The sequence below is a fragment of the Brevundimonas sp. genome (genome assembly GCF_029945885.1).
In the GTDB taxonomy this organism is placed as follows: Bacteria; Pseudomonadota; Alphaproteobacteria; order Caulobacterales; family Caulobacteraceae; genus Brevundimonas.
On record NZ_JAQSDK010000007.1, the window covers coordinates 34011 to 49348 of the forward strand.

Annotated in this window: 14 protein-coding genes, 1 tRNA gene and 1 pseudogene; 4 read left to right on the forward strand and 12 right to left on the reverse strand. The window is 68.2% G+C overall.

Features of this window, described 5'->3' with window-relative positions; genetic code table 11:
- Window positions 1-63: 63 nt before the first annotated feature.
- From PSV00_RS05785 to aroA, 8 genes are all read right to left on the reverse strand, one after another.
- Entirely contained in the window at window positions 64-3360 is a 3297-nt protein-coding gene (locus PSV00_RS05785; RefSeq protein WP_300445565.1) for an error-prone DNA polymerase, read from the reverse strand.
- Window positions 3357-4955 (reverse strand): DNA polymerase Y family protein, encoded by a 1599-nt coding sequence (locus PSV00_RS05790; RefSeq protein WP_300445566.1) that lies wholly within the window; start codon window positions 4953-4955, stop codon window positions 3357-3359. The genes PSV00_RS05785 and PSV00_RS05790 overlap by 4 nt, the downstream gene beginning before the upstream one ends.
- On the reverse strand, window positions 4873-5514 hold the full coding sequence (locus tag PSV00_RS05795) for a hypothetical protein (protein WP_300445567.1): 642 nt from the start codon (window positions 5512-5514) through the stop codon (window positions 4873-4875). Before PSV00_RS05795 ends, PSV00_RS05790 begins: the two co-directional genes overlap by 83 nt.
- A gap of 106 nt (window positions 5515-5620) precedes the next feature.
- Window positions 5621-6043 (reverse strand): large-conductance mechanosensitive channel protein MscL, encoded by a 423-nt coding sequence (mscL, locus tag PSV00_RS05800; RefSeq protein ID WP_300445568.1) that lies wholly within the window; start codon window positions 6041-6043, stop codon window positions 5621-5623.
- Between the two features lie 16 nt (window positions 6044-6059).
- Window positions 6060-6350, reverse strand: coding sequence for an integration host factor subunit beta (locus PSV00_RS05805; protein ID WP_300445569.1), 291 nt, complete (start codon window positions 6348-6350; stop codon window positions 6060-6062).
- Between the two features lie 248 nt (window positions 6351-6598).
- Window positions 6599-8308: a 30S ribosomal protein S1 gene (rpsA, locus tag PSV00_RS05810; RefSeq protein ID WP_300445570.1), complete on the reverse strand. Its 1710-nt coding sequence runs from the start codon at window positions 8306-8308 to the stop codon at window positions 6599-6601.
- Window positions 8309-8461: 153 nt separating this feature from the next.
- Window positions 8462-9112, reverse strand: coding sequence for a (d)CMP kinase (gene cmk / locus PSV00_RS05815; protein WP_300445571.1), 651 nt, complete (start codon window positions 9110-9112; stop codon window positions 8462-8464).
- A complete protein-coding gene (aroA, locus tag PSV00_RS05820) occupies window positions 9109-10407 on the reverse strand; it encodes a 3-phosphoshikimate 1-carboxyvinyltransferase (RefSeq protein WP_300445577.1) in 1299 nt (432 codons plus the stop codon). The genes cmk and aroA overlap by 4 nt, the downstream gene beginning before the upstream one ends.
- A gap of 144 nt (window positions 10408-10551) precedes the next feature.
- Here aroA and PSV00_RS05825 point away from each other — a divergent pair, with 144 nt between their 5' ends.
- From PSV00_RS05825 to PSV00_RS05840, 4 genes are all read left to right on the forward strand, one after another.
- A complete protein-coding gene (locus PSV00_RS05825; RefSeq protein WP_300445572.1) occupies window positions 10552-11022 on the forward strand; it encodes a TIGR02300 family protein in 471 nt (156 codons plus the stop codon).
- Window positions 11023-11175: 153 nt separating this feature from the next.
- A tRNA-Ala gene (locus tag PSV00_RS05830) sits at window positions 11176-11251 on the forward strand.
- A gap of 148 nt (window positions 11252-11399) precedes the next feature.
- A complete protein-coding gene (locus PSV00_RS05835) occupies window positions 11400-11819 on the forward strand; it encodes an Hsp20 family protein (RefSeq protein WP_300445573.1) in 420 nt (139 codons plus the stop codon).
- 84 nt (window positions 11820-11903) lie between these two features.
- Entirely contained in the window at window positions 11904-12161 is a 258-nt protein-coding gene (locus PSV00_RS05840; protein WP_300445574.1) for a DUF1150 domain-containing protein, read from the forward strand.
- 102 nt (window positions 12162-12263) lie between these two features.
- On the opposite strand, the gene PSV00_RS05845 is transcribed toward PSV00_RS05840, so the two are convergent.
- The 4 genes and pseudogenes from PSV00_RS05845 to PSV00_RS05860 form a co-directional block, all read right to left on the reverse strand.
- Window positions 12264-12728 carry a PTS sugar transporter subunit IIA gene (locus tag PSV00_RS05845; RefSeq protein WP_300445575.1) on the reverse strand — a complete coding sequence of 155 codons (465 nt, stop codon included), beginning with the start codon at window positions 12726-12728 and terminating at the stop codon, window positions 12264-12266.
- A 77-nt stretch (window positions 12729-12805) separates the two neighbouring features.
- Window positions 12806-13468: a ribosome-associated translation inhibitor RaiA gene (gene raiA, locus PSV00_RS05850; RefSeq protein WP_300445578.1), complete on the reverse strand. Its 663-nt coding sequence runs from the start codon at window positions 13466-13468 to the stop codon at window positions 12806-12808.
- 73 nt (window positions 13469-13541) lie between these two features.
- Window positions 13542-15044 (reverse strand): RNA polymerase factor sigma-54, encoded by a 1503-nt coding sequence (gene rpoN / locus PSV00_RS05855; protein ID WP_300445576.1) that lies wholly within the window; start codon window positions 15042-15044, stop codon window positions 13542-13544.
- 97 nt (window positions 15045-15141) lie between these two features.
- Window positions 15142-15338, reverse strand: a pseudogene (locus PSV00_RS05860) (LPS export ABC transporter ATP-binding protein); the annotation flags it as partial.

Consider the following 15338-nt stretch of genomic DNA (forward strand, 5'->3'; position numbering starts at 1 on the left):
GTGGCGCGTGTGTCCCGAAATGTCCGCCATGTCTCGTGGGAATTGTCCCGCTTGTGTCGCCCGTCAGTGAAAGTCGCGCGACCCCGGCAGCACCCGCACATCGCGGGGATGCTGCCCCCGCCCCGGCGCCACCGGGCCCGACGGGCCGTCGCCGGTCAGATGGCCCAGCATCGGGGTCCAGTCCTCCAGATCCTCGACCACCAGATGGGTGACGCCGTCGGCCTGCTGCACCCGCCCGCGGGCCAGCACCATCCGCGCGCCCATGGCCACCGGCCGCAGCCGCTCGAACACATCGGCCCATAGCACCAGATTGGCCCCGCCGGTCTCGTCCTCCAGCGTCAGGAACACCACCCCCTTGGCCGTGCCGGGGCGCTGGCGCACCAGCACCACCCCGGCCACGCTGACGCGACGACGGTCCGGCACCCGGGCCATGGCCGCCGCCGGCATCGCCCCCGCCGCCGTCAGCCGCTCGCGCAGGAAGGCGACCGGATGCCCCTTCAGCGACAGGCGGATCGTCTGGTAGTCGCCGACCACCTCTTCCGAGGCGCTGAGCCGGGGCAGGGCCTCGGGCGGAGGCCCGTCGCTCTCGGTCAGACCCATGGCCTCGAACAGGGGGGCGGAGGAGGCCGGCGGCGCGCCCCGGGCCGCCCACAGGCCCTGACGCCGCGACAGGTCCAGCGAGCCGCAGGCGTCGGCCCCGGCCAGCCGGTCCAGGGCCGGTGGCGGCAATCGCGTCCGCCGTCGCAGGTCCTCCAGATCGGTGAAGGGCCCGTCCTGCCGGGCCGCGACCAGGGTCCGGGCCCAGTCCTGACGAAAGCCGCCGATGGTCCGCAGACCCAGACGCAGGGCGTGGTGGGGCCGGTCGGGGATGGGCTCCAGACCGGAATCCCAGTCGCTGGCATTCACATCCGGATGCCGGACCTCGATGTCATGTTGACGGGCGTCGCGCACGATCTGGGCCGGGGCGTAGAAGCCCAGCGGCTGGCTGTTCAGCAGGGCGGCGGCGAAGACATCCGGGTACCAGCATTTGACCCAGGCCGAGACATAGACGAGGTGGGCGAAAGAGGCGGCGTGGCTCTCGGGAAAGCCGTATTCGCCGAACCCCTTGATCTGGTTGAAACAGTTCTGGGCGAACTCCGGATCATAGCCGCGTCGCACCATCCCCTGGACCAGCTTGTCCTCATAGGCGGGCATGGTGCCCAGATGGCGGAAGGTGGCCATGGCCCGGCGCAGGCCGTTGGCCTCGGCCCCGGTGAAGGCGGCGGCGACCATGGCGATGCTCATCGCCTGTTCCTGGAACAGGGGCACACCCAGGGTCCGGCCCAGCACCGCCTCCAGTTCGTCGGGACGGCCGATGCCCGGGGCCGGCTGCGGGAAGTCGACGCGGAAGGCCGCTCCCTTCTCGCGCCGCTCGGCCCGGCGCTGCAGATAGGGATGAACCATCTTGCCCTGGATCGGGCCCGGCCGGACGATGGCCACCTGGATCACCAGATCATAGAAGGTCTCGGGTCGCAGGCGCGGCAGCATGGCCATCTGCGCCCGGCTCTCGACCTGGAAGACGCCGACGGAATCGGCCTTCTGCAGCATGGCATAGACCGCCGGGCATTCGCGCGGCACCGTGTGCAGGTCCAGGTCACGGCCATGGCTGTCGGCGATCATGCCGAAGGCCCGTTTCAGCGCCGTCAGCATCCCCAGGGCCAGCACATCGACCTTCATCAGCCCCAGATGATCGATGTCGTCCTTGTCCCATTCGATGAAGGTCCGCCGGTCCATCGCCGCATTGCCGATCGGCACCGTCTCGGTCAGCAGGCCGCGGGTCAGGACGAAGCCGCCGACGTGCTGGGACAGGTGGCGGGGGAAGCGGATCAGTTCGGCGGTCAGGTCCAGGGCCAGCTTCAGCCGGGGGTCGTCGCGGCCCAGCCCGGCCCGGTCGACATGCTCGTCCCGGACCTCGCTGCCGTGTGAGCCCCAGACCGTGTCGGCCAGCCGGGCCGTGACGTCCTCGCTCAGCCCCAGGGCCTTGCCCACGTCGCGGATCGCCGACCGGGGCCGGTAATGGATGACCGTGGCGACGATGGCGGCGCGGTCGCGGCCATAGCGGTCATAGATGTACTGGATCACCTCCTCGCGCCGCTCATGTTCGAAATCGACGTCAATGTCGGGCGGCTCACGGCGCTCGGCCGAGATGAAGCGTTCGATCAACATGGCCTGCTGGGCCGGATCAACATTGGTGATGGCCAGGCAGTAGCAGATCACCGAATTGGCCGCCGAGCCCCGCCCCTGGCACAGGATCCGCCGCGGTTCGGCCCGGGCCCAGCGGACGATGTCGTGCACGGTGAGGAAATAGGGGGCGTAGGCCAGCGTCCGGACCAGCCTCAGTTCCTTGACGATGGTGGCGACCACGCCCGGCGGCACCCCCTGTGGCCAGCGCTCGCGCGCGCCCCGGAAGGTCAGCCGGGTCAGATAGCGGTGCGGGGAATAGCCGGGGGCCACCGGCTCCTCGGGATATTCATAGCGCAGTTCCCGCAGGGAGAAGCTGCAGGCCCGGACCACCTCCAGCGTACGCTCCAGCGCCGCCTCTTGGCCCCGGAACAGACGCGCCATACCGGCCGGTGATTTCAGATGGCGTTCGGCGCTGGCCTGCAGCCGCCGCCCGGCCCGGTCGATGGTCGTGCCCTCGCGAATACAGGTCAGGACGTCCTGCAACGGGCGACGATCAGGGCGGTGGTAGAGGACGGCATTGGTCGCGATCAGCGGCGCGCCGGTCCGCCCGGCCATGGCCGCCAGACGGTTCAGCCGCGCCCGGTCCCGGCCGTCCCACAGGGGTTGGGCCGCCAGATAGAGGGTGTCGGGCCAGGCCCGGCACCAGGCCGCCAGCCGGGCCTCGAAGGCCACGTCGGGCCGGTCCGGGGCCATGGCCAGGGCGATCATCCCCTCGCCCAGCCCACAGGCCTGGTCGAAGGTCAGCCGCGTCTCGCCCTTGGTGATCCGCCCCTCGCCGTCGTCGGGCACGGCCGGGGACACGATCTCGCTCTTGCCGAGCGACAGCAGGCGGCACAGTCGCCCGTAGGCGGCGCGGTGACGCGGAAACACGATCAATTCGGTGCCGTCGGTGAAGACCAGACGGCAGCCGATCACCAGCCGCAGGTCGTGCGTCTCGGCCGCCATCAGGGCCCGCACCACCCCGGCCAGGGTGTTGACGTCGGCCACGCCGATCGCGGCCAGCCCGAGCGCCTTCGCCTGTTCGACCAGTTCGGCCGGATGCGAGGCCCCCTCCAGAAAGCTGAAATTGGTCCGCACCCCGAGCTCGGCATAGTCGCCGCTCCAGCCGGTCGCCCCCACAGTCACCCCGGCGCTCACGCAAACATCCCGTGCATCCACCATGAGGGGGCACGCTCATCGTCATGACCGGCGTATTCGCGGCCATACAGACCTTCGCGGAACAGCCAGTAGCGGTGCCCCCCGTCGTCCTCGACGCAGTAGTAGTCGCGGGTGCGGGCCTGGCGATCGTCGGGACGCGGTCGCCACCATTCGGGCGACAGCCGCTCGGGTCCGTCGGCCCGTCTCACCCGCCGCGACACCCGCCGCCAGGTGAATCGGGCCGGGGCCCCGTCCGGCAGCTCGGCCAGGGCCTCGATCGGTTCCGGGGGATCGAACATCAGGATCGGACGCCGCCGCCCGTCACCGGTATCGGGAAGGGACGGCAGGGTCCCCAAGGCCGGACGCAGCCGCTCGGCCCGTTCCGGAATCCAGCTGTCGACCGGCTCGGGCCGGAGCACCTGCCGCTCCCCCAGTCGGGCCGACAGCCGGTCGATCAGCGGGGTCAGGGCAGCGGCGCGGTCATCGACGACCTGCGCCTCCATCTCTCCCTGCCGGTCCGTGATCGGCTCGGTCAGATCGGCGCTCAGCATCAGGGCGTCGATGCCGAAGCCGGGGTCGATCCGCTCCAGACCCCGCTCCCGGAACAGCCGCAGCCAGACGACGGGATCGCGATCCGCCCGGCCCATCCGCACCGACAGCCCACTGACCGTGCCGTCTGTGCGAAAGCCGTTCAGGGTCAGGGTCCGCGCGCCCTGGCTGTCCCGGTTCAGGGCTGCGGCCAGATCGGCCGCCAGACCGGGCAGCCGGGCCGCGATCCCGTCCGTATCGGTCAGCGGTTCCGCATGGGCTTCCCAGACGCGATACCGTGGCGGGGCACGAACCGGCACCAGCGCCTCGGCACAGAACCCCAGGGCCTGGTCCAGCCGCCGCACCAGATCGACCCCGTCCCCGTCGCGAAAGCGCCGCGCCAGCCCGGCCCGGGGCATGGGATACAGGTCGCCGATCCGCTTCAGACCGAAGCGGCGCGCCTCGGCCACGACGTCCGCGCCGATGCGCAGGGCCTCGACCGGCAGGCCGGCGAGACTGTCCCTCAGGCTGTCGTCATCCACCGACAGGGTCCGGCGCTCGGGATCGCCATGGCGGGCCAGGGCCCAGGCCGCGCCGATCGTCGGGGCCACGGCCACCCGCGCGGTGATCCCGGCCTCGGCCAGCCGCGCCCCGATCCGCTCCGGCAGGGCGGCCACTCCGCCAAACAGATGCGCGGCCCCGGTCATGTCGAGACAGATCCCGTCCAGCCCGTCCGCCGAGGCCGACACACTGACCGCCGGGGACCAGCGCTCGGCCCAGAGGGCCAGCCCTTCCAGAGCGCGCCGGTCGGCCTCAGGGTCGGCCGGATGACAGGCCAGTGTCGGGATCATGGCCAGGGCGTCGGCCTGGGTCTGGCCGCGACGCAGGCCCGCGGCCCGGGCGGCCGGATTCAGGGCATGGATCATCGCCCCCCGCGCCGTCTTGCGGATCAGGGCCAGGGGCATGGCCGGGTCCAGGGACGGATCAGGCGGCGAGAGTCGTCCGGCCGATCGCGCCCGGACCGTCACCGGCCAGTCGATCAGCCAGACGGAGACGATGCGTCTCATCAGCCTGCTCCAGCATCCATAAGCCCGGCCGCTCGCTACGGCTGCGCACCAGTTCGGCCCCCACACGCCCCGCGCCCGGGGCCCGGAGGTCGGCCGGGTCCATCGCACTGGCCACAGAGGCGATGCGCCAGCGTCGTCGCGCCGCGCTGAGCCCCCCGTGACGGAGCCGCAGCATCACCCCGACCGCCCCGCCCTCCTGAGCGGCGAACCCCAGCCTGCGGGTCTGGGCCAGGCTGGCCGCCTCGATTCCGCCCAGGGCCAGGGTCACCGCACCCGATCGCAGCGCCTGCTCCATCGCCCACAGCCCCTCGGCCCCGGTGTTGGCCACGGCGAGGATGAGGTCGATCCCCGTCAGGCCCCGTCCATAGGGCCGACCATGCTCGGCCAGCCAGGCCCGGGAGGTTGCGAAAAACACCACCGGTCGGGCCCCTTCGGGCACGCGAGACAGGGCGAAGGCGAAGGCCGTCACCAGATGACCGGGCGCGGCCGCGCACACCTCTTCCAGCACCGCCGGCTGGGCGGGATAGGGGGCGTGCGAGAGGCGGGGTGACGGGTCCATGAGCATCCAGAAATTGAATGTTCACTCTTTGTTCCGATTTAACCGGGAGTCAAACGCGAATCCGGATCCCGCCTTCAGGACCTCTGGATGAAAGGACGGTCGGGGCTCAGCCCTGGGGGCGAGCCTTCAACGCATCGCGGATTTCGACCAGCAGCACCTCGGTCGCGGTCGGGGCCGCCGGGGCCGCCTCGGGCTCGGCCGCCTGCTCGCGCCGCAGGCTGTTGATGCCCTTGACCACCAGGAAGACGACGAAGGCCACGATCAGGAACTGGATCAGGGTGTTGATGAAGGCCCCGTACTGGATGGCGACCTCCTCGATCGCCTCCGTGGTCGGGTTCTCGGGCGTCAGCACCCATTTCAGGTTGGAGAAGTCGACCCCGCCCAGCAACAGGCCGATCGGCGGCATGATCACCTGCTCGACCAGGCTGGTGACGATCTTGCCGAACGACGCCCCGATGATGACCCCGATGGCCAGATCGACGACATTGCCCTTAACGGCAAATTCCTTGAATTCTTTCAGCATACCCACGCGGGCAACTCCTGGATCAGGCGTCGCCCGACGCGTTCAGCCGCTCACGCAGCTCCTTGCCGCTCTTGAAGAAGGGCACGGCCTTGGCCGGCACATCCACGGCCTCGCCGGTACGGGGATTGCGACCGGCCCGCGCCGGTCGGCTGCGAACCGAAAAGGCCCCAAAGCCCCGGATCTCGACCCGACCGCCGTCGCCGAGAGACTCGATCATCTGGCCCAGAACAATGTTCACGACCCGCTCGACCTCGGCGTGGGTGAGGTGGGCGTTTTCCGCCGCGAGCTTCTCGATCAGCTCGGATTTGATCATTGTCACCCCCTGCCCGGTTCGCCATTCCCAGGCCGCGTCAGACGAAAACGACTGCACAGCCGACCCCACCCTAGCCTTCGCCCGTCGAGGGAAAAAGGGCCTCTGCGACAATTGGCTGCAAATAGGTGGTTAACCGCCAGCAACCGCACACAAATCGTCCGTCCAGACCATATGCCGACAGGTTCCACGCATGAAAAAGGCGGCCGGATCGCTCCGGCCGCCTCGTTTCATCTACCGGGTTGGAAGGTCTATTCCTTCGAACCGGCCTTTTCGCGCAGGGCGGCACCGAGGATATCGCCCAGGGACGCGCCGGAATCCGACGAGCCGAACTGTTCGATGGCCGAGGCCTCGTCCTTCATTTCCAGGGCCTTGATCGACACCGAGACGCGGCGCGTGGCCTTGTCGATGCCGGTGATCATGGCGTCGACGCGGTCACCCACGGCGTAGCGCTCGGGGCGCTGCTCGGCACGATCGCGCGACAGGTCGGACTTGCGAACGAAGGCCGTGACCGGCGCATCGTCTTCACCGAATTTGACTTCGATGCCGCCGGTCTCAATCGAGGTGACGGTGACGGTAACCTGCTGGTTCTTCTTGTACGGGTCGCCTTCCATCGGATCGCCGCCGAGCTGCTTGATGCCCAGCGAGACACGTTCCTTCTCGACGTCGACGTCCAGAACCTTGGCCTTGACGGTTTCACCCTTGCGATAGCGCTGGATGGCTTCCTCGCCCGAGACGTTCCAGTCGAGGTCCGACAGGTGGACCATGCCGTCGATGTCGTTGTCGAGGCCGATGAACAGACCGAATTCGGTGGCGTTCTTGACCTCGCCCTCGACGGTCGAGCCGATCGGGTTGGCGGCGACGAAGGCATCCCACGGATTGTCCTGGGCCTGCTTCAGGCCCAGCGAGATGCGGCGCTTGGAGGCGTCGACATCCAGAACCACGACGTCGACTTCCTGCGAGGTCGAGACGATCTTGCCGGGGTGGACGTTCTTCTTGGTCCAGGACATTTCCGAGACGTGGACCAGGCCTTCAACGCCGGCTTCCAGCTCAACGAATGCGCCGTAGTCGGTGATGTTGGTGATGCGGCCCGTATATTTGGCACCGACCGGATATTTGGCTTCAACGCCGTCCCAGGGATCGGACTGCAGCTGCTTCATGCCGAGGCTGATGCGCTGGGTGTCCGGGTTGATCTTGACGATCTGGACCTTGACGGTGTCGCCGACGGCCAGGACCTGGCTCGGGTGGGAGACGCGCTTCCAAGACATGTCGGTGACGTGCAGCAGGCCGTCGATGCCACCGAGGTCCACGAACGCGCCGTAGTCGGTGATGTTCTTGACCACGCCTTCGCGGACTTCACCCTCTTGCAGCTGACCAACCAGCTCGGTGCGCTGTTCAGCGCGGGCTTCTTCCAGGATGGCACGACGCGAGACGACGATGTTGCCGCGCGGACGGTCCATTTTCAGGATGGCGAAGGGCTGTTCCTTGCCCATCAGCGGGGCGACGTCGCGCACGGGGCGGATGTCGACCTGCGAACCCGGCAGGAAGGCGGACGCGCCGCCGAGGTCGACGGTGAAGCCACCCTTCACGCGGCCGACGATGGCACCCATGACCGGCTGGCCTTCGGCGAACACCAGTTCCAGACGGGTCCAGGCTTCTTCGCGACGGGCCTTGTCGCGGCTGATGACGGCTTCACCGAGGGCGTTCTCGACGCGCTCCAGATAGACCTCGACGTTATCGCCGACCTTGGGCAGGGCCGTGCCGTCGCCCTGGCCGAATTCGCGCATCGCGATGCGGCCTTCGGTCTTGAGGCCGACGTCGATGATGACGACGTCCTTTTCGATGCCGACGACGAGACCGTGGATGACCTGGCCTTCGCCAAGGTCGCGGCCCTGCAGTTGTTCGTCGAGCAGCGCGGCGAAATCGTCACGCGAGGGGGTGAAGGATTGTGTATCGGTCATGAAGTTATGGGGTTTCTGAATGGGTTGTGGCGCGTGACCGAACGGCCCCGCGCGAGGTGAAGATTAAAGGGAATCCAGTCGATCGACGCGAGACGTAAGCAGCCAGAACGCCCGCGGAAGCCGAGAATGACGCGTTGGATTTGTCCGGAACCCTTACAGGCCGTGTCGGACGCGCGCCGCCTCGACGATACGGCGGGCCGCATCGAAGGCCGTCTCTATATCCATATCGGTCGTATCCAGCAAGACGGCGTCGTCCGCCTGGACCATCGGGGCCGCGCCGCGCCCGGCGTCGCGCGCGTCGCGGCGGATGATATCGGCCAGCATGTCCTCATAGGCGATCGTCTCGCCCCGGCCGGTCAGTTGCAGCCAGCGCCGCCGCGCCCGCACCTCGGGGGTGGCCGTGATGAACAGTTTGGCCACAGCGTCGGGGGCGATGACGGTGCCGATATCGCGGCCGTCCAGCACCGCTCCACCGGGCCGGGCGGCAAAGGTGCGCTGGAATTCGAGCAGGGCCGCGCGCACGCCGGGATAGCCGGCGACCCGGCTGGCCGCCTCGCCGGCTCCGCGGCTGGTCAGCCGTTCAGTGTCGCTGAGATGGCTGACGTCCAGTGAGCGGGCGACGCTTTCAGCGAGGGTTTCGTCCTCGAGCGCGCCGTCCCGATCCAGCAGGCCCATGCCGACCGCGCGGTACAGCAGGCCGGTGTCGAGATGCGGCAGGCTGTAGGTCTGCGCCAGCCGGGCGGCGATCGTGCCCTTGCCCGAGGCGGCCGGGCCGTCGACGGCGATAATGAGGGAGTTTTTCATTCAGAGGTGGCGATATCGGCCCCGAGGCCGCGCATCAACGCCTCAAAGCCCGGAAAGCTGGTGGCGATCATGCCGGGCGCGTCGACGGTGACCGGTTCGGTCGCGGCCAGACCCAGCACCAGATGGCTCATGGCGATGCGATGATCGCCGTGGGTGGTCACGGTCGCGCCACCCCGGACCGGGCCGCCGGTGACGGTGAACCCCTCCGGCTCCTCGTCGATCGTGACGCCACAGGCGGTCAGGCCGGCGGCCATCAGGGCGATACGGTCGCTCTCCTTGACCCGCATCTCGCCGATGCCGCGCATGACGGTGCGCCCTTCGGCGAAGGCGGCGGTGGCGGCCAGGACCGGATATTCGTCGATCATCGAGGCGGCGCGTTCGGGCGGGACCACGATGCCCTTCAATGTCGAATGGCGGGCGGTGACGTCAGCGATCTCTTCGCCGCCGGCCATGCGGCGGTTCGCGATCGTCAGATCGGCCCCCATCTCGATCCAGGTGTCGAACAGGCCGGTGCGCAACGGGTTGAGCATCACCCCTTCGACGGTGACCTCCGAGCCGGGCACGATCAGGCCGGCGGCCAGGGGGAAGGCGGCGGACGATGGATCGCCGGGGACGGAAATGGCCGTCCCGGTCAATGGCTGCCCCCCTTGTAGGCGGACGCGCCACCCAGATCCGGACGCCTCGACAGACACCACAGCCCCGAAGGCGCGCAGCATCCGTTCGGTATGATCGCGGCTCTTCACCGACTCCGTCACCGAGGTGACGCCATCGGCGTTGAGGCCGGCCAGCAGGATCGCCGACTTCACCTGGGCCGAGGCGACCGTCTGGATATAGTCGAGCGCCGCGAGGGCCCCGCCCGTCTGACCGGCCGGCAGGCGGGCGGCGTCGAAACGGGTCCCCATGTCCCGCAGAGGATCCATGACCCGCCCCATCGGCCGTTTCCGCAGGCTCGCGTCGCCGTCGAAGGTTACCGTGATCGGATACCCCGCCGCCGCCCCCATCAGCAGCCGCACCCCGGTGCCGGCATTGCCGCAGTCGATCACGCCGGCGGGCTGTCTGAACCCGCCCTGGCCGGTGACGCGCCAGTGGCCGTCACCCGGTCGTTCGACGGTCGCGCCGAAGGCTTCAACCGCCCGGGCCGTGGCCAGGATGTCCTCGCCTTCCAGCAGGCCGTCAATTTCGGTCACGCCGGTGGCCATCGCCCCCAGGATCAGCGCCCGGTGCGAGATTGATTTGTCGCCCGGCGCACGGACGACACCCGCCAGCGGCGGGCTCGGGCGGGCGGTCAATTTCAAGGGGGTGGGCACCCGCAGCGCTCTCTTATGGTGGACGGACGACCATGGCCCGGAGGCGGCGGCGCGAAGATGGCTTTTGACAGCGGGGCTCCGGAGTGGCAAGGGACGCGCCCGAATTCCAACCCCCTGCCAAAGGTATCATCCGTGGCCAATCCCGAACTGGGTGCCAAGCAGGTCTGCCCGAACTGCCAGGCCAAATTCTACGATCTGGGCCGCCGTCCGGCGCACTGCCCCAAATGCGCGCACGAATTCGATCCCGAGGAGGCGCTGAAGCTGCGCAGCCGTCGCGGTCGTCCGGGCGGCTACCCCGCCGACGACGCCGAGACCGAAGAGGTCGTGGTCAAGAAGCCCGAGTCGGACGATGACGACGAGGACGATACGGTCGCGACGCCGGAAATCGACCAGGAAGGCCACGAGCCGATCGTGACCCCTGACGACGACGACGACACGGCGGCCGAGGCCTCGGAAGAAGCCGGCATGAATACCACCGACGGCGATGATGACGACGTCCTCGACGACGACGACGACGACGACGATTCCGTACCCTTCATCGAGGACGAGGACGACGACGCCTTCAACGGTGCCGTGGCCAAACCGGTCAAGGACGAGGACTGATTCCAGGTCCCGTTCACCCCGTCAGACGGGGGTTTGAACGGGGGTGAAAATAAATGGCGGAACCGGGCTTGATCCCTGAAAGGCCCTGACATAGGTTCCGCCGCCTCGCCGCACCCCATCTCTTCGGGACACGGCGTACCGACCGAAAGGTTCGGGGCTTTAGCTCAGCTGGTAGAGCGCTTGCATGGCATGCAAGAGGTCAGCGGTTCGACTCCGCTAAGCTCCACCATCGAAGGCCCCGCGGGAAACCGCGGGGCCTTCGTCCATTTCGGCGCAGGTTGACCTGTCCCGCCCCCCTCACCATCTAGGGTCTTCAGCCCATGCCTCGCCGATTCCGGGGGGCTCATGGCTGAGGTCGCTTCTGCGAGGGCCTTGATATGACGACACGCACCATCCTGTTCGACAGCCCCTTTCTGCTGGGCTTCGATCATACCCGGGCCCTGATCGACCGGGCCGCCCGGGCCGCCGCCGAAAGCTATCCCCCGTACAATGTCGAACAGCGCGGCGAGGCCTCGGTTCGAATCAGCCTGGCCGTGGCCGGATTCGCGCCTGACGATCTGAGCATCACACTCGAGGGCCGGCAGCTGACGATCACCGGCAAGCGCGAGGATCCGGGCAAGGCCGAACCGGCCTTCCTGCACCGCGGCATCGCCGGTCGCGGCTTTGTTCGCAGCTTCGTGCTGGCGGACGGACTCGAGGTCGAGGCCGCCCGACTGGAGCACGGCCTGCTGCACGTCGACCTGCGCCGGCCCGATGACGCCGTCATTGTGCAGCGCATTCCGATTTCGGCGGGCTGAACCCGTCTCGTTTCAATATCGACGGCACGACCGTCGAACCGCCCGCGCCCGCGAGCGTTCAGTAAAGAGTAAGGAGGCGCACCCATGCCGCCGATCGTGATGACCAAGGAAGATTTTGCCGGACTGGGCGCGCCCGATCTCGTCTATGTGCGCGCGATCAAGGCCGCTGACATCCTGGCCAATACGCCGATCACCGAGATCAAGGGCCTCGAGATCCAGCCCGACCAGATTCTGTTCGCCGTGCACGGGGCCGATGGCGAGCGCCTGGCCGTGATGATGGACCGAGAGACGGCCTTTGCGGCGGCCGTCGCCCATGAACTGGAGCCGGTTTCGGTCCACTGACGGCCTGCGGCCGCGCACCGCCACGCAAACCGGCCTGAACCCGCCCCTGGGGCGCGGAACCGACCCGGCGGAGCCCGACCCCGGCCGGGGCCGGAAATCGCGTCAGGCCGCCGTTGCCGGGGCTTCGCGCACAAACAGGGCGTGGATGGCGTCCGGGGTCCGGGCCTTGCGCAGATGCTCACGCAGTTCGGGCGAGCGCAGGGCGCGTGAAACGGCGGCCAGGGCCCTCAGATGCTCGGCCCCGGCACGGGGCGGGGCAAACAGGGCGAACAACAGGTCGACGGGGCGATCATCGACGGCCCCGAAGGCCACCGGCGTATCGAGGCGGACAAAGACGGCCAGAACGTGATCCAGACCCTCGATCCGGGCGTGCGGTACGGCAACGCCGGACCCCAGCCCCGTCGATCCGAGCGCCTCGCGCTCAAGCAGGGCCTCCATGATCCGCGCCTCGGGCAGACCCAGAGACACGGCGGCAGCCTCGGCCACCACGTGAAGGGCCTGTCGCTTCGACGACGCACCGCTGCGCAAGACGACACCGTCCCGGGCAAGCAACTCACCGATATCCATCGAAACCCCGACTCTTACGCCATCATTTCCCAGAAGGGCGGGCGCCGTTTAGACGCTCCACCCCCTCAGGGAAAGCACTATGATCCAGAACCGTTTACAGAACGGTGTCCATTGACCGCCCGGGTCCGTTCAGGATCGATCCACCCGACATTGCCGTCCGGCCGACGATAGACGACCGACAGCCCCCCATGGGCGGCATTGCGGAACAGAACCACCGGATAGCCGGTCATATCCAGTTCCAGCACCGCCCGGCCGACCGTCAGCGTGCGAATTTCCGCCTCGGTCTCGGCGATGACCATGCCGACCGGCGGCGGTTCGTCGGCCCGGCTCGAGTCGCCGAACTCCTCATCCTCTACGGTGTCCGGATTGCGGAACACCGTCATGGACGCCACCTCACGGGCGGCGTTTTCGGACTTCTCGGGCGACAGGCCCTTGGGTCCGGCATGATGGTTTTTCAGCCGACGCTTGTAACGGCGAACCCGCTTCTCAAGCTTTTCGAGGCTTTCGGTGAAGGCCGCCTGAGCGTCGCCGCCCTGGCCCGAGGTGACGATGACCTCGCCGGAGGCGAGGCGAACCCAGCAGTCGACCTTGAAGCCGTAGCCGTCCTTGGACACCACAACCTCGGCCTTCGAGCCGCCGCGTTCGAAATATTTGCCAACTCCATCCTGGAGCTCAAGGGTGATGCGCGAGCTTAACGCGTCGCCGACATCTACGTGCTTACCGCTGACCTGAATCTGCATGACCACACAACGCAACTGACCGCGTTTGGTGTCAACGGGCATCACTTTTTTGTGGTCGCCGAAAGGGTCGAACTCAGCCGGTGCGCAGCATCCGCTTGCGTTCGACCGACGACGGAATCCGCAGGGCCTCACGGTATTTGGCGACCGTGCGCCGGGCGATGTCGATTCCGGCCTCACTGAGGATTTCGACGATCCGGTCGTCGGAAAGGATGTCCCCGTCCCGGCCTTCGGCGTCGATCATCGCCTTGATGCGATGGCGGACGGCCTCAGCCGAATGCAGAGCCCCGCCGTCCGACGACTGGATGGCGGCGGTGAAGAAGAATTTCAGCTCGAACACACCGCGCGGGGTCGAGACGTATTTGTTCGAGGTGACCCGGCTGACGGTTGATTCGTGCATGCCGATGGCCTCGGCCACGGTCTTGAGGTTCAGCGGGCGCAGGAATTCCACGCCGAAGGCCAGGAAGGCATCCTGCTGGCGCACGATCTCGGACGAGACCTTGAGGATGGTCCGGGCCCGCTGATCCAGCGACTTGACCAGCCAGCTGGCCTGGGCGGCGCAGTCGGCGACAAAGGCCTTCTCCGTGTCCGAGCGGGCACCGGCGGCCACCACCCCGTGATAGCGTTTGTCCATCAGCAGGCGCGGCAGGCTGTCGGCATTCAGTTCGATCCGCCAGCCGCCGGCCGGATCGGGCCGGACGTGGACGTCGGGAATCACCGTCTGGGCCGGATCACCGCCGAAACCGGCCCCCGGCCGGGGCGTCAGGGCCTTCAGCTCCGAAATCATCTCGGCCATATCCTCGGCGTCGACACCGCAGGCCTTGCGCAGGGCCGACAGGTCGTGGCGGGCCAGGAGCTGGAGATTGTCGAGCAGGGCCGCCATGGCCGGGTCGAAGCGATTACGTTCAACCAGCTGCAGCTTCAGGCATTCGGGCACCGAACGGGCCATCACCCCTGTGGGCTCGAAACCCTGGCACAGGACCAGGACAGCCTCGATACGCTCGATGCTGCAGCCCAGCCGCTCGGCGATCTCGTCCAGATCGGCGCGCAGATAGCCGCCCTCGTCGACCCCGTCGATCAGGGCCAGGGCGATGGCATGGTCGGTGGTGTCGAAGCCGGCCGATGAGGCCTGGGCCTGCAGATGCTCCCACAGGGTCAGATCGTGGCGGTCGGGGCGTTCCCCGCCCTCGCCGTCGGCGATGGAGCCGCCCTTGCCGGCCCGCGACCAGTCGGACAGACCCGGCTGGGCCTCGTCGGCCATCCGGTCGGTGGCGCGCTCGCCCTGGGTGGCGTCGCCGTAGACGTCGTCCTCGCGGGCATCCAGCGTGCGCTCGCCGTCCTGGGCCCGGCCGTCCTCAAAACTCAGTTCAGCGCCGTCGGTGGATACAGTTTCGGCCGGAGCGTCCGCGGCGTCGGCCTCGACCTCCTCGCGCGACAGCAGGGGATTACGCTCGATCTCGGCCTCGACGAAGGCGTCGAGTTCCTGGTTCGACAGCTGCAGCAATTTGATCGCCTGCTGCAGCTGGGGCGTGATGACCAGACCCTGGCCCTGCCGTACCTCAAGCCTCTGACCGATCACTTCGGATAGCTCCCCCAGCCTCGCCACCGGGCGTGGCCCGAAACTTGCTGAGGGCAGAATGCCGCGAAGCGGTTAACGAGCGGCGAACGCGCGATCGTCAGCCGTACATGTCGCCCAGATAGACCCGGCGGACCTCGGGATCGCGGATGATGTCCTGGGCCGCGCCCTCGAACAGCACCGCCCCGCCCGAGATGATCGTGGCGTGGTCGATGATTTCCAGCGTCTCGCGCACATTGTGGTCGGTGATCAGCACGCCGATGCCCTGGCCGGACAGATAGCGGATCACCTGGCGGA